The sequence below is a fragment of the Microvirga sp. RSM25 genome (assembly GCF_044784385.1).
In the GTDB taxonomy this organism is placed as follows: domain Bacteria; phylum Pseudomonadota; class Alphaproteobacteria; order Rhizobiales; family Beijerinckiaceae; genus Microvirga; species Microvirga tunisiensis.
The window spans coordinates 631226-644678 of record NZ_CP173040.1 but is presented as its reverse complement, the minus strand read 5'-3'; the positions used below and the strand labels follow the sequence as shown (position 1 = coordinate 644678).

8 protein-coding genes and 3 pseudogenes are annotated in these 13453 nt (G+C 64.1%); 6 read left to right on the top strand and 5 right to left on the bottom strand.

What is annotated here, in order from left to right; all coding sequences use genetic code 11:
• The first annotated feature begins 285 nt into the window (after nt 1–285).
• Together ltrA and ACD578_RS29110 are read left to right on the top strand one after the other, a co-directional pair.
• The gene (gene ltrA, locus ACD578_RS29115; RefSeq protein WP_404294394.1) at nt 286–1764 is read left to right on the top strand and encodes a group II intron reverse transcriptase/maturase; all 1479 of its coding nucleotides are present in this window, start codon (nt 286–288) and stop codon (nt 1762–1764) included.
• A gap of 343 nt (nt 1765–2107) precedes the next feature.
• Nucleotides 2108–2398 (top strand): annotated as a pseudogene (locus ACD578_RS29110) (IS110 family transposase); the annotation flags it as partial.
• Between the two features lie 45 nt (nt 2399–2443).
• Here ACD578_RS29110 and ACD578_RS29105 read toward each other — a convergent pair.
• From ACD578_RS29105 to istA, 3 genes and pseudogenes are all read right to left on the bottom strand, one after another.
• Entirely contained in the window at nt 2444–2818 is a 375-nt protein-coding gene (locus ACD578_RS29105) for a hypothetical protein (protein ID WP_404294393.1), read from the bottom strand.
• On the bottom strand, nt 2819–3625 hold the full coding sequence (istB, locus tag ACD578_RS29100) for an IS21-like element helper ATPase IstB (protein ID WP_404294392.1): 807 nt from the start codon (nt 3623–3625) through the stop codon (nt 2819–2821). It lies immediately after the preceding gene.
• A pseudogene (gene istA, locus ACD578_RS29095) lies at nt 3606–5103 on the bottom strand (IS21 family transposase). The gene istB and the pseudogene istA overlap by 20 nt, the downstream one beginning before the upstream one ends.
• Nucleotides 5104–5604: 501 nt before the next feature.
• Between istA and ACD578_RS29090 the strand changes: the two are divergent.
• Nucleotides 5605–6264: pseudogene (locus tag ACD578_RS29090) on the top strand (IS5 family transposase); the annotation flags it as partial.
• Here ACD578_RS29090 and ACD578_RS29085 read toward each other — a convergent pair.
• Both ACD578_RS29085 and ACD578_RS29080 read right to left on the bottom strand, forming a co-directional pair.
• The gene (locus ACD578_RS29085) at nt 6190–7908 is read right to left on the bottom strand and encodes a recombinase family protein (RefSeq protein ID WP_404294389.1); all 1719 of its coding nucleotides are present in this window, start codon (nt 7906–7908) and stop codon (nt 6190–6192) included. The pseudogene ACD578_RS29090 and the gene ACD578_RS29085 overlap by 75 nt on opposite strands.
• 540 nt (nt 7909–8448) lie before the next feature.
• Entirely contained in the window at nt 8449–9723 is a 1275-nt protein-coding gene (locus ACD578_RS29080) for an IS701 family transposase (protein WP_404294387.1), read from the bottom strand.
• A gap of 821 nt (nt 9724–10544) precedes the next feature.
• On the opposite strand from ACD578_RS29080, the gene ACD578_RS29075 reads away from it, so the two are divergent.
• From ACD578_RS29075 to ACD578_RS29065, 3 genes are all read left to right on the top strand, one after another.
• On the top strand, nt 10545–11498 hold the full coding sequence (locus ACD578_RS29075) for a 2-hydroxyacid dehydrogenase (RefSeq protein WP_404294384.1): 954 nt from the start codon (nt 10545–10547) through the stop codon (nt 11496–11498).
• A gap of 133 nt (nt 11499–11631) precedes the next feature.
• Nucleotides 11632–12216: a TetR/AcrR family transcriptional regulator gene (locus tag ACD578_RS29070; protein WP_404294382.1), complete on the top strand. Its 585-nt coding sequence runs from the start codon at nt 11632–11634 to the stop codon at nt 12214–12216.
• Nucleotides 12217–12283: 67 nt separating this feature from the next.
• Nucleotides 12284–13150: an NAD(P)-dependent oxidoreductase gene (locus ACD578_RS29065; protein WP_404294379.1), complete on the top strand. Its 867-nt coding sequence runs from the start codon at nt 12284–12286 to the stop codon at nt 13148–13150.
• Nucleotides 13151–13453: the final 303 nt, after the last annotated feature.

The following is a 13453-nucleotide window of genomic DNA, read 5'->3' as shown; positions in this document are numbered from 1 at the left end:
CGAGTCATGCGCGGACGGCCGCGAGGCCGTTCGTGAAGCGTTGACAGGGGAGCGTGTAGGCCAGCCATTGAACCGCGAAAATGACGCTTCTCGGGTGCCGACGTTTTTCTTGTGTGCGGAAGGCAACATGAGCCGGCGCGATAGCGCGAGGGCCGGCTCGACCCGACGTGGTCTGAGACCCTGGCATGCACGGACGCTCCTTGTGCGGGAACCGGGAGGCCTCGGGATTGGCCAGAGTGGCGTGCCACGGCTGGTCCGCATCGGGAAGGCGAGGAGCCGAAGCCGATGATGAACGATCCCGAGGAGTCAGATCCTGTCATAGTAGCTATGAACCTTGTGAACAAAGCTGGGTCACCAGCGGCGGAGCAAGGGGAGCCAAGGGCAGGAACCAAGGGGAAGGCGGATCAGCACAGCACATGCCGGGCGCAGGACCGGGAAAGTGTGTCCCAGGTGCTGGACCGCATACGGCAAGCCGCAAGGCACAGGACGAAGGAGAAGTTCACGGCGCTCTTCCATCACATCTCCCCGGAAGCCCTCAGGAGGGCGTTCTACGCCCTCAAGCGCGAGGCCGCTCCCGGGGTGGATGGGATGACTTGGCGAACCTACGAGACAGACCTTGATCGCAAGATTGCGGATCTGCACGACCAGGTTCAACGAGGGGCATATCGCCCGCTGCCCTCCCGGCGACGGTATATTCCGAAGCCGGACGGGCGGCAGCGCCCGCTGGCCGTTGCGGCCCTCGAAGACAAACTGGTCCAGAGGGCGACCGCGGCGGTGCTGAATCAGATCTATGAGGAAGACTTCCTCGGCTTCAGCTACGGCTTCCGGCCGGGACGCGGCCAGCACGATGCGCTGGACGCGCTCCATGTCGGGATCGAGCAGCGGAAAGTGAGCTTCATCTTGGACGCCGACATCGCGGGATTTTTCGACACGGTGGACCAGACATGGCTCCTCCGGTTCGTGGAGCACCGCATCGGCGATCCGCGCATCATCCGCCTGATCCGCAAATGGCTCACGGCGGGTGTTCTGGAGGACGGAATCGTTCAGGTCAGTGACAGGGGCACAGGTCAGGGGTCGGTGATCTCACCGCTCCTGGCCAACATCTACCTGCACTATGTGTTCGATCTCTGGGCCGAACGCTGGCGACGGCGTGAGGCCACTGGCGACATGATCATCATCCGCTATGCTGATGATATTGTGGTGGGCTTTCAACATGAGGCTGACGGCCAGCGCTTCCTGAGCATGATGCGAGACAGGCTGCAGGAGTTTGCGTTGCAGCTCCACCCGGACAAGACCCGACTGATCGAGTTTGGCCGCTATGCGGTTCAGACGCGACAGAGGAAGGGGCTTGGCAAACCGGAGACGTTCAACTTCCTTGGCTTCACTCACATCTGCGGAAAGACCCGGCAAGGCCGGTTCCAAATCCTCCGGAAGAGCCGGAGGGACCGCAGGGTAGCGAAGCTGAAGGAGATCAAGAACGAGTTGCGACGGCGCATGCATCGGCCCATCCCCGAGCAGGGACGATGGCTGAAGCAGGTGCTCATGGGCTACTATGCCTATCACGCCGTGCCGACCAACTATCGATCGCTCGGCGCCTTTCGTGACCGCATCATCCGGCTCTGGGCCCAGACGCTTCGGCGGCGGAGCCAGAGACATCGCCTGATCTGGGAGCGAATGATCCGGCTGGCCAATGACTGGCTCCCGCGACCGCGCATCCTTCATCCCCGGCCGCGCATCCGCTTTGCCGTCAAACACCCAAGGTAGGAGCCGGATGCGGGAATTCCGCTCGTCCGGATCTGTGCGGGGGGTGCTCAGCAATGGGCATCCCTACCGCGATAGAGTTCCCAATGACACGGTAACGTAGTACGTAGCAAGAACATGAACTCCTCAGTCGACCGAGAGGCCTCCTCGATGGCTGAATACAGCTCGGATCGAGGGATCTGAGCCATTATCCAGGGCAGAAGACCTGATAGCGAAGGGGACTGCTCTCCAAAGTATCGTCCGTGAGAGAGCGGCCAGCTATGACGGAATTTAGGTGATGGGGCCGGTCAGGCGGCGCTGTTTGTCGGCATCGGAATGATCTCGGTGCCGTCCTTAAACCTGACACCGGCGATCGGTGGCCCGGCGCAACCAAGTGGTCCGCCATCGCACCCGGATCAAGAACGAGGTCCACTCGATCCTGCATGCCCATTTGATCCCGCGCTGCCCCCATGCCGATCTGTTCAGCCGGGTTGGACGGCAGTGGCTCCAGCGCCAGTCCCTCCCATCCGACGAGATTCTGGCGATCGAGCGGCACGTGCGCGAACTCGACCGGCTCGGCGAGGATCTGGAACTGCTTGATCGCGAGATTGCTCAGGACGCACTCGGCGACCCTGCGGTCAAGCGGCTGATGACCGTTAGGTGCTGATCTCGTTCTACGAGCGTATAAGACTCGTGTAGAGGTTTACCTTGTTTTACGTATGCTCTCCACAGTCGCGAGCAAATCACCATATCCAAGCGGTTCAGTAAGGGTTCGCAATCGCGAGAGAGCTATGGATTTGCTGGGTGGTAACAGATCAAACCGAACCACATAGAAGGTCCATTGCGATGGGTCGCGGTGATCTGCGGTGTCGTCCCGCACAGGATGGAAGGCAAAAACATAGATATGAGCAAGACGGCTGGAAGCCTCACTTTGCTGCCATTTAGCTCCGTATTGCGCGACGATCTGGAATGGAGGAGCGCGGCGATCAGGCTTGTAATTTGCTGTCGCGGCCGGACGATGATTGTCGCGCCACGACACAGATGCAAGCGCTTTGTTGATTGTCGCTGCGAGCGACAATCAGGATGAGGTCCTGATTGTTGCGCGCGTCGGCGGACGCCCCGGTCCGCGCTTACGCTCAAGGGCTTCTCTGCGGCGGTAGCTCTCCACATTCATCTCGAAGATCGTCGCGTGGTGCACCAAGCGATCCACCGCGGCGAGCGTCATCGCCTGATCCGGAAAGACCGAGTTCCAGGCTCCAAAGGGCTGATTGGCCGTAATCAGCAGCGAGCGACGCTCGTAGCGGGCGCCGATGAGTTCAAAGATCACGCTGGTTTCCGCCTGATCTTTGCTGACATAGGCGAGGTCATCCAGGATCAGCAGATGGTACTTGTCGAGTTTGGCAATCGCCGCCTCGAGCTGTAGATCCCGCCGCGCGCTCTGCAGCTTCTGCACCAGATCGGTGGTGCGGGTGAACAGCACCCGCCAGCCGTTCTCGACCAGGGCCAGGCCCAGCGCGGCCGCCAGGTGCGATTTGCCCCCGCCCGGCGGGCCGAACATCAACAGATTGGCGCCCTTCTCCAGCCAGCTGTCGCCGGCTGCCAGCGCCACCACCTGGGCCTTGCTGATCATCGGCACCGCGGAGAAGTCGAAGCTGTCGAGGGTCTTGCCGGGCGGCAGGCGCGCCTCGTCGAGATGGCGCTGGATGCGCCGGCTGGCGCGCTCGGCCATCTCGTATTCGGCCAGAGCCGCCAGGAAGCGGGCCGCCGGCCAGCCCTCCTTGTCGGCGCGGGCGGCGAAGTCCGGCCAGATCGTCTTGATCGCCGGCAGCCGCAGGTCGTTGAGCGCCAGGGTCAGGCGACCGGCATCAATATCGGGGCTCGTCATGCGACCTCTCCCTGATGGCCGCGGGTGAGTTCCTCGTAGGCGCTGAGCGGCGCATAGGAGACCGTGATGGCGGGCACGGCATCCGCATCCGGACTGAAGCGGGCGCGCAAGCTCTTGAGATCCGGCAGCCGGCCGGCCTTCAGATCCTCGTCGAGGCGCTCGGCAAGTTCGGCTTCGCAGGCGCGCTCATGCGCCAGGGCGAGCAGATCCACCATGGTGCGGCAGGCAACCCGGGCCGGCAGTTTGGCGCACATCGCCTCGAAGGCACGGGCGTAGGCTTGGCGGGGAAAGAGCTGATCGCGGTAGACCAGCCCCATCAGGGCCATGGGCTTGCGTCTGAGCGAGTGGATCACATGCCGGTAATCGACCACATGCCCGTGCCGGCCATTGGGATGAGCCCGCCCGCGCGGCAGCGTGAACTGGTGCGTGCCGCCGAGATAGACCTCGAGGCGATCGTCAAACAGCCTCACGCGCAGCCGGTGGCCGATCAGGCGCGAGGGCACGCTGTAGAACACCTTGCGCAGGACAAAGCCGCTGGTGGAGGTCACGGTGACGATGGCATCCTCGTAATCGGCGGTGCGCCGGTCCGGCAGTTCCTGGAGGACGGCGCGCTCGACCTCAATGCGCGGGATCAGCCGGGCATTGCGGCGTCCGATCACCTCGTCGATGAAGCGGCGGTAGGCACAAAGATCGGTGAAGTCGCGTGCGCCGCGCAGCAGCAGAGCGTCTTCGATTCCCTTCTTGAGGTGGCCGTGCACGCTCTCGATGGACCCGTTCTCGTGGGCGATGCCCGTGTTGTTGCGGCTCGGCTCCATGCCGTAATGGGCGCACAGGGCATCGTAGCGCCGGGTCAGGTCCTCACGGGCGTCGCGATCCAGGTTGCGGAAGGCAGCCGAGAGGCTGTCGCTGCGGTGCTCGCGGGGAGCACCACCCAGGGCCCAGAGGGCGTTCTGCAGCCCCTCGGCCAGCGCGACATAGCTCTCGCCGCCGAGCACCACGTGGGCATGCTCGAAGCCGGAATAGGCGAGCCGGAAGTGATAGAGCCGGTGATCGAGCGGCTGGCCGGCGATGGTGACGGAAAGATCGGCCATGTCGGTGAAATCGGACAGGCCCATGCGTCCGGGCTCATGCACCTGGCGGAAGATGACCTCCTGCTCGGGGCCGTGCAGGGCGCGCCAGGCACGGACGCGACGCTCGAGGGTGCGGCGGATGCCGGGGCCGAGCTCGGGATGGCGGCGGATGATCTCCTCGAAGAGAGCAACAGGGCGCAGGCTCGGGGCGGCTTGGAGCAGAGGAACGATCTCGCTGTCCCAGACGCTCGCGAGCGGGTCGGGACGCCGGCGCCCGCGCGGGGCTTTCTTCTGGGAGGGCAGACGCGGGTCTTTGGCGAGGCGGTAGCCGGTAGAGGGGCTGAAGCCGGCTTTGGCAGCGGCGATCGGGATGGTGTTGGTGTGACGGAGCGTCATGTACAGTCTCATTTGGCAGTCGGTGATGTGGCGGCCGGGCAAAGGCTGGGTTCCTCATTTGGTCGTGAAGAACTCCCATCCTTATCCGGTCGGCCGCGACGGCCAGACGGTGCGGTCCTGAGGATCGCACCGTCACCTCTGATCCTGATCGCCGCTCAACTTCCACCCTGATCGCCGCGCCTTAAGCTCCGTCAATCCAATGGCCAGTGCGGGCCTTGATATCGAAGGATGGGGAGGGAGGCTTCTTCGGTTTAGCCGACCACGATTGTTTGGCCGCTGATTGTTTGACTTCTAGGCGGGTTCCATCCGCGTGTTCAAAGTCCCATCCGGCCCAGTCCCCCGAGCACCAACGCCATTCCGGCCGCAATGCACAATCTATGATGGTCTCAGCCACTAAAGCTCTAAGAGGCTGGTGAGCAATTTTATTGCTCGATGCAAGTGTTTGATTCACCATAGGTTTGGTGCTGGCCACTGCTGCGGATGTGGGCTGTTTGACGACCCGGGAGCCCCGCCATGGATGTCTGTTCCTACGCCAGTGATCTCAACGATGCCGAATGGGCGCTGCTCGCGCCGCTTGTTCCTCGCAGCCATCCGGCCGGACGGCGGCAGACCTATCCGCTCCGACGCATCGTCGATGCGATCTTCTATCTGCTGCGCACTGGAGTCCAATGGCGGCTGCTGCCGCACGAGTATCCTCCGCGGTGCACCGTCTTCTACCACTACGCCCAGTGGCGCGAGGACGGCACCTGGGAGCACGTGAATCAGGCTCTGCGGGAGAGCTACCGCCGTGCAATCGGTCGGTCTCCTCAACCGAGTGCGGCGATCATCGACAGTCAATCGGTCAAGACTACTGAGATGGGCGGACCGCGTGGATACGACGGTGGCAAGAAGATCAAGGGCCGCAAGCGCCATCTTCTCGTTGATACGCAAGGCAATCTGCTGAAGAACAGCGTGCATCCAGCCGACATCCATGATCGTGCCGGGGCCGAACTCCTGTTGGAGGGTCTGCAGCATCTCTTTCCAGCGATCGAGCTGATGTGGGCCGACACCGCTTATCGTGGGCTGAAAGACTGGCTCCAGAAGGCCCTGAGCTGGAGATTATCCATCCCGCGACACTGGTGGAGCGGCGGCACCTGGATGCGGGCTGACGCAGAGCCGCCGACGCGCCCGAGCGGCTTTCAAGTGCTCGCGCGAAGGTGGGTGGTGGAAGTAGTCTTTACGCAAATGACAAAATCGGACATGCTCACTCTCGCGGCGGGTGGGAAGCACGTACCGGATTTCGACCTCGTCGTTCGTGACGACGACACGGTCAACCAGCAACAGGATGAGCTGCCGACGCTGCTCGAAGGTGGCATTCACTAGCCCGTGCTGCACCCGCTCGCGAAAGGCCTCCAGGGAAGCTGCGATACCAGCCAGCTGCTGCTGGCGCTGCGCATCGTGGCGCAGGAGTTCCTCTTGGCCGGCCAGCGCCTGCATCCGTTGCTCCAGATCGCGGCGGCGCCGCTCATACTCATCAAGCGGGAGGACTGCCCGCAGATAAGCATCGGTCAGCCGCTCGATCTGCTGAGACAGATGCGCCTGGGCCCGGCGCAGCGTCTCGCGACGGGCGAGCAATTCCTGCGGCAGCCAAGCTCCGCCATGCGCCCGCGCCACGGCTTCAGCCAGTGGCTCGGGGGAACTCAGCAGGCGGCACAGATCATCCCAGACCAAGGCGTCGAGCTGGTCGGCAGGGGTGCAGCGCGCTGGGCAGCCCGTGGCGCGATGCGAGCCGGTGCTATGTGCCTTGCCGCTGCACAGATAGTAGAAGTTCCGCCCATTGGTGGCCCGTGCCGTGCAGGCGAGGCCGCAGCATCCGCAGCTCACCAGCGCGCGCAAGAGATACTGGTGAGCGGTGTTGTTGCGCCGCGCGAAGGAGCGGTTGGTGGCCAGCTTGGCCTGCACCTCGTCGAAGTGCGCCTGGCTCACCACGGCAGGCACCTGTCCGACCAGGATCCAGGTATCGGCCGGCTGCGGCACGGCCGAGCCATGAGTGCGGCCGATCGGGTGGGTGGCCGAGCGGCGGTGGGTGGCAGCGCGATACCGCGTGCGTTGCGCATAGACCAGCCCCGTATAGGTCGTGTTGCGCAGGATGCCGCGGATCGTCGGGCATGCCCAGCGCGGTGTGCCCGACCGGGTGGGTACGCCGTGGGCATCCAGATGCATGGCCAGCTGCATGAGGGAGATGCCCGGCTCGCGATAGAGGGCAAACAACTCGGCCACGACGGCCGCCTCCGCCGGATCGGTGGTGACGCCGCGTGGGTCGCGCGGCCGGTCGGGGCTCATGCGATAGCCATAGGGCGCATAGGTCCAGGGCAACAGCTGACCGGCGCGCAGCTTGGCGAGCCGGCCGCGGCGCATGCGTTCAGCAATCAGCGTGCGCTCGTACTCGGCAACAGCGCCCCGGATCTGCAGCAGCAGCTGATCATGCGGATCATCGCTCATGGGGCGGTCCAGGAACTCGGCGGCACATCCGGCCTGCGCCCATTCCTCGAGCAGAACCATCTGGTGCACATAGTTGCGGGCGAGGCGGTCGGGAGCGGTGACGAGCACGCGGTCGATCTCGCGGCCCTTCACGGCATCGCGCAAGCGGTCCAACCCCGGGCGGACGAGGGTCGCACCGCTGTAGCCGTCGTCGCGGAACACGTGGGCCGGGTCGAGGCTCCAGCTCTCGGCGGCATGAGCGTGGACATGGGCGGAAAGCAGTCCGAGTTGCTGCTCAATGGTCTGGTGGTCGACCTGATGGCTGGTCGAGACGCGGCCGTAAATCGCTACTCGCATGGGAGACCTCCGGCAGGATTGGGGACCCCGGTGCCTCCGTCGGCTCCGGGGAGGTCATCGCCCACTGCAGAAGGAGTTGATACGCCCGGTCCCAACGCTGCTGGCCGGTGGGCGTCGGCACGCTGGTGCGCCGAACCTGCCAGGCGCGTCGCCGCTGACCCCGCATGCTGTCCTCCCTGGTGAGTGACCTCATCAGGGAGTTGGGGCACCACAGCCCTCCGGAGCCGATGGCGCGCCCGCGGCCAGCTGAGCTGAAGCCGCCCAGTGCGCGTCAGGCAGAGCTTGTCATTTGTGATTAGACCATTGAGCGAACGATCGCCTGGCTCACCACCAACCGGCGGCTGGCCAAGGACTACGAGCGCCTGCTCGAGACCGGCGAGATGCTGCTCTACCTCGCCATGAGCCGCATTCTGCTGCGCCGCCTCACCCGAAAGGAAAGATAATTGCTCACCAGCCTCTAACACTACAGTTGCACCTTTCGTTTGCGATGAGAGGCCTGCGCCATCGCCTGATGCGCGCGGCGCCACGCGGACCAGGCGATCACGAGGGCAGGCTCGATCTGGTGTTGCTGGAGGCGTGTGGCCACGCGGCGGATTTCCTGGACAGACCAGCGTACCAGCGCTGCAGCTTGGCTTCGTCGTTTCTTTTTTGGGGTGACGTGAGCGTGTTGGCGCGCTCGCGCACCACCGCCATCATGGCAAACGCCAGCATCACCAGGGACACATGCCGGTGCCAGCCCTGCCACGAGCGGGTTTCGTTATGCGTCAGGCCCGACTCCGTCTTGGCGGTCTCAAACGCGTCCTCAATCGTCCAACGCTGCCCCTCGACCCGCACCAGGATCTCGATCGGCGTGCCGGCCGGACACCAGGTCGAGAAGAACGCCAGGTCCTCATCACTGAGGCTGCGTCGGATCAGCAGGCCACGGGTCCACAGGCCGGTGAGATCCTCGTTGTACTCCTCCGCCTCAAGATCAGCGAGTTCGAGATAAGCCCAGTCGTACAGGCGTGCTCCCTTCGTGCCGTCGCCCGCCGACAGGCGCGTCCAAGCCTCGGGCGCAAGAGCCTGCGCAATCTTCTCGGCCGTGCCGGCCACTTCGGGTTTGTCGATCCAGGACGAGAACTGATCGGTGGCATGCGCGCCCAGCACATAGCCCTTGCCGGCCCGGCGCAGCTGCATCTCCACTTTACCGACACCATAGACCGTGTCGGTGGCCACCCAGTCGAACGGCACACCGGCGGCAATCGCGCGCTCGATCATCTGTGTGGCGATCTGCGGCTTGGTGACGAAGTGGAGGTTGTCGGGCACATGAGCGGCGGTCCGACGCTCCGGCTTGTTCGTCCAGTCCTGCGGCAGATACAGCTGGCGGTCGATGAAGGCGCAGCCCTTGTCCGAGACATAAGCGGCAAATACGCCAATCTGGCAGCTGGTGATCTTGCCCGCTGATCCGGTGTACTGCCGACCGACGCCACACGAGTGCTGACCCTGCTTGAGAAAGCCGGTCTCGTCGATCACCAGCACGGCCCCGGGCGCGGCGAGCGTCTCAAGAGCATAGTCGCGCACCATGTCCCGCAGGGCATCCGCGTCCCAGTGGCTGCGCCCGAGCACCGCCTGCTGACGCCAGGGGCCCGAGTCTCCTGCGGCTTCCGCCCGCATCCAGCCGGTCTTGCGCCGCTCCGGCCCCAACAATCCGTCGAGGAAAGCAGCCGCTGAGGCGCCAACACTCGGATGAGCAAACAAGGATTGGAGATCCGCTTTGACCTGACGCAACTCCACACACCAGAGCTCGAGCATCTGCTCGATGGGCACACCCGTCATGGCAGCCTCCTGGGTCAGATCAGCAGATTATGAGCCCATCTTCAGAAGGTGCAACTGTAGTGCTAAGCCGCTCCGTTTCAACAATTATCGCGACGTATTCAGTTTCAGCAAGATGGCTTTCAATTCCTATATGAAAGACCTGAAGGGACTAGGCGACGCACCCGTGACCGACGCCGCGAAATTTATCTGGAGGCCGGTCTAGGTTTCGCAGCCAACGCCCGGCGTTTACTGCGAAATCACGGCGCAACCTCTCCGACGCGTGACACGTACCTACGCTCTTCAAGTCTTGAGGTATTTCCGTACTGCCCGGCATGAGCTGGCTGTCGCTCCTCCGCGGCGGGACCTTGGGCGAGAACCTCTCTGAGCTGGCCGAGCTCGTCGGCCACGAATCGGCCGGGAAGGCTGGGCTTGTGGGGCCGGGACAGCGACCAAGGACGAAGGTCTGGAGATGGCACGAGGCGGACCATGTTGAAGTTTCCGCATTCGCGATGTGAGCTGACACTCAACCGAGCTCGACGACTGAGACATATTTGGTCTAGGCCATTAGTCCCGGCGAGGGCGCCTTCCAAGTGTTTCTTCGACGGTGCGTGGGTTGCGGTCGAGCTGCGCCAGGAGCACGCGGGCGGGCCCCTGTGGCTCGCCGGCCGAGTTCGGCATCGTCCTTCCGGACGGAGTGGAACGGGCGCTGGGGCTGGAGTGCCCGAAAGGCCGTGGGCCGATTGACAGGCTCCACCGGTTAGTTATGGTATGGACGTTCCACAATTTGCGCGTCAGGTGAGCGGCCGCCGCTCGACATCGCATTCCTCCTGAGAGTTGTCTCCTTGTCCAAGTCGACCGTCCTGCTCGCCTGTGATTTCTCGGATCGCTTCAAGCAACTGCTCGCGGAGCGCTACACGGTGATCGGACCCATGCCGCGGTCGGGGCCCGACGCTCTGACAGAAGGCGCTTCAGCCGCACGCGCACTGGTGACAAAGGGTGGGCTGCCCACGGATCGCGCTTTGATCGAAGCGCTTCCCGAACTCGGCCTCGTCTCCTATTTCGGGACCGGCTTCGAGGGCATTGATCTTGAGGCGGCATTGGAACGCGGGTTGACCGTGACCCACAGCCCAGGCGCCAATGCGTCAAGCGTGGCGGATTTCGCCATGGGGATGATCCTAGCCTCGACGCGTCAGATTCTCGCCGCCGACCGCTTCGTGCGAGAGGGGCGCTGGACGGGGAATAGTCTCGTCAGCATGGCGGCCGTTCCCGGTTTGACCGGCGCGCGGCTCGGCATCTACGGCTTTGGCGCTGTCGGTCGTAAGCTCGCATCACGGGCCGCCGCCTTCGAGATGGAAATTGCCTACCACAGCCGAACGCCCAAATCCGACACCTCCTGTTCCTATAAAGCAAGCGTCCGAGAACTGGCCGAATGGGCGGACATCCTCGTCGTGGCGGTTCGCGCCGATCCTTCCAACTACCATATGGTCGACCGTTCGCTCTTGGCCGCGCTCGGCCCGAACGGGCACGTCGTCAACGTGGCCCGAGGCTCACTCATCGACGCGGATGCGCTTGCCGAAGCGCTGGAGCAGGGGACGATCGCCGGGGCGGCGCTCGACGTATTCGAGAATGAGCCTGCCGTGCCGGACCGACTTCTCAGCGCGCCGAACTTAATTCTCTCACCGCATATCGCCTTCGCCAGCATTAGCGCCCGGAATGCCCAGGAAGACATGGTGCTCGCTAATCTGGAGGCTTTCTTCGACAGCCGTGCCGTGCCGAACCCGATCGACCCGTTCTAACCACCGCTATTCGACGTCGTCCGTCCCTAACCGTCACTGGCACCGTCATGATGCGGTCGCCGTTCAAAGCGCAGCATTGACAAGCCCGTCGACAGGGTTATGGTATCATCATTCAATAATAACAGCGATCGTTATGGCCCGCCCGCGAGAGTTCGACGAAGAGCGCGTTTTAGACGCGGTGATGGAGACCTTCTGGCGCAACGGCTACGAGGGCACCTCCGCACAGGATCTCGTCGACGCCACGGGTCTCGGCCGCGGCAGTCTGTACGCGGCCTATGCCAACAAGGACGGTCTCTTCGAGCAGGCGCTTCTTCGCTACCGCAAGCGCTCCCGGGCCAATGCCGATCGCCTCCGGCGGGAGGGCTCGCCCACGCAGCGGCTGCGCGAGCTAATGGTGGACGTTGTCAAGGCTGATCGGAACGCACCGGAACAGCGCGGCTGTCTCGCCACCAACAGCGCGATCGAGATGGCTGGGCGCGATCCGCGCGTCGCTGACCTCGTGCGCCAGAACTTCGCCATCCTGGCGCGCGGCATCGAGGAAACGGTCCGGCGCGGGCAGGCCACCGGAGAAATCCGCCCCGATGCGGATGCCGCCGTCCTGGCGCTCTTTATCCTCAACGCGGTCCAGGGCCTACGCGTGCTGGCCAAAACGACCCGTCCAAAGGACCGCGGAAAGCTCACTGCCATTATCGATCAGACACTGGCCGCGCTGACGTGATCAGTCCCTTTTTTGGTCAATTATGGAATGATCGTTAAATAACGTCCAATCTCATCAGGAGTCATTCATGCCGGACAATCACCCCGCTCGCCCTGTCGCCGTTCTTGGCACCGGCCTGATCGGCGCGGCCGTCGCGCGCAATCTTGCGCGCAAGGGCTTCGCGGTCCGCGCCTGGAACCGCTCGGCGGACAAGGCTCGGGCGCTTGCCGTCGATGGCGTCACGCCGTTCGACCATGCCGCCGACGCCGTGCGTGACGCCGGGATCGTGGTGACCGTGCTGAAGGACGGCCCCGCCGTGACCGAGGCGATTGCGGCAGCGCTGCCCGGCCTCGCCAAGGGCGCAATCTGGCTCCAGCTCAGCACCGTCGGCGCCGAGGCGATCGACACGCTGGCCGATTTGGCAGCCGAGAACGGCCTCGTCTTCTATGACGCACCGGTGCAGGGCCCCCGTCAGCCCGCCGAGCAAGGCAAGCTGGTCATCCTCGCCTCCGGCCCGGACAGCGGGCGCGAAGCCGCTCAATCGGTCTTCGACGCCATCGGGCAACGCACTCTCTGGGTGTCCGACACGCCTGGCGCCAGCAGCAGGCTCAAGCTCGCGCTCAACGCATTCGTCTTCGCGCTCACCCATGGCACGGCGGAGTCGCTGGCGATCGCCAGGGCGCTTGGCGTCGATCCGGCGCTGGTGATCGAGGCCGTGACCGCCAGCCCGCTCGACAGCGGCTACTTTCAGGGCAAGGGCGCCGCGATGCTCAAGGGCGGCTACGCCACCAGCTTCTCGGTCGAGAACGGGGTCAAGGACGCCAGGCTCGTCGTCGAGGCCCTCGCGGGATCGGATGTCCGCGCCGATCTGGCCGAAGCCGGTCTTGCCCGCTTCCAGCGCGCAGCCGCCGCCGGCCACGGCGAACGGGACATTGCCGCCTCCTTCCTCGCCTGATGAATTGTCCGATGACAACCTCCGAACACAAAGGTCACCGAGTTGTGTCGCCTGCTCCGTCCGAACAAGATGAGCAACGCCGCAAGGTCGAAGCCGCTTATGCCCACCTGGCTCGCCATGAGAGGCTGAGCCGCATCGCCCTGCTCCTGGTGCTGCTCCTGTGTGCTGGCCTTTTGGTTCTGCTGCTGACGCATATCTGGGACCTTCCCAGGCCGGCGTAGGCTCTCCGAACTCTATTCCATACTGCGCCTCCTGCAAATCTCGCCACCGCAGAGACCAAGAGCCATGCTCCGTTGCTTTCTT

Excerpts from the sequence above, each read along its gene's own strand:
- ltrA (WP_404294394.1), top strand. The coding sequence starts at position 286 with ATGATGAACGATCCCGAGGAGTCAGATCCTGTCATAGTAGCTATGAAC.
- istB (WP_404294392.1), bottom strand. The coding sequence starts at position 3,625 with ATGACGAGCCCCGATATTGATGCCGGTCGCCTGACCCTGGCGCTCAAC.
- ACD578_RS29085 (WP_404294389.1), bottom strand. The coding sequence starts at position 7,908 with ATGCGAGTAGCGATTTACGGCCGCGTCTCGACCAGCCATCAGGTCGAC.
- ACD578_RS29080 (WP_404294387.1), bottom strand. The coding sequence starts at position 9,723 with ATGACGGGTGTGCCCATCGAGCAGATGCTCGAGCTCTGGTGTGTGGAG.
- ACD578_RS29070 (WP_404294382.1), top strand. The coding sequence starts at position 11,632 with ATGGCCCGCCCGCGAGAGTTCGACGAAGAGCGCGTTTTAGACGCGGTG.
- ACD578_RS29065 (WP_404294379.1), top strand. The coding sequence starts at position 12,284 with ATGCCGGACAATCACCCCGCTCGCCCTGTCGCCGTTCTTGGCACCGGC.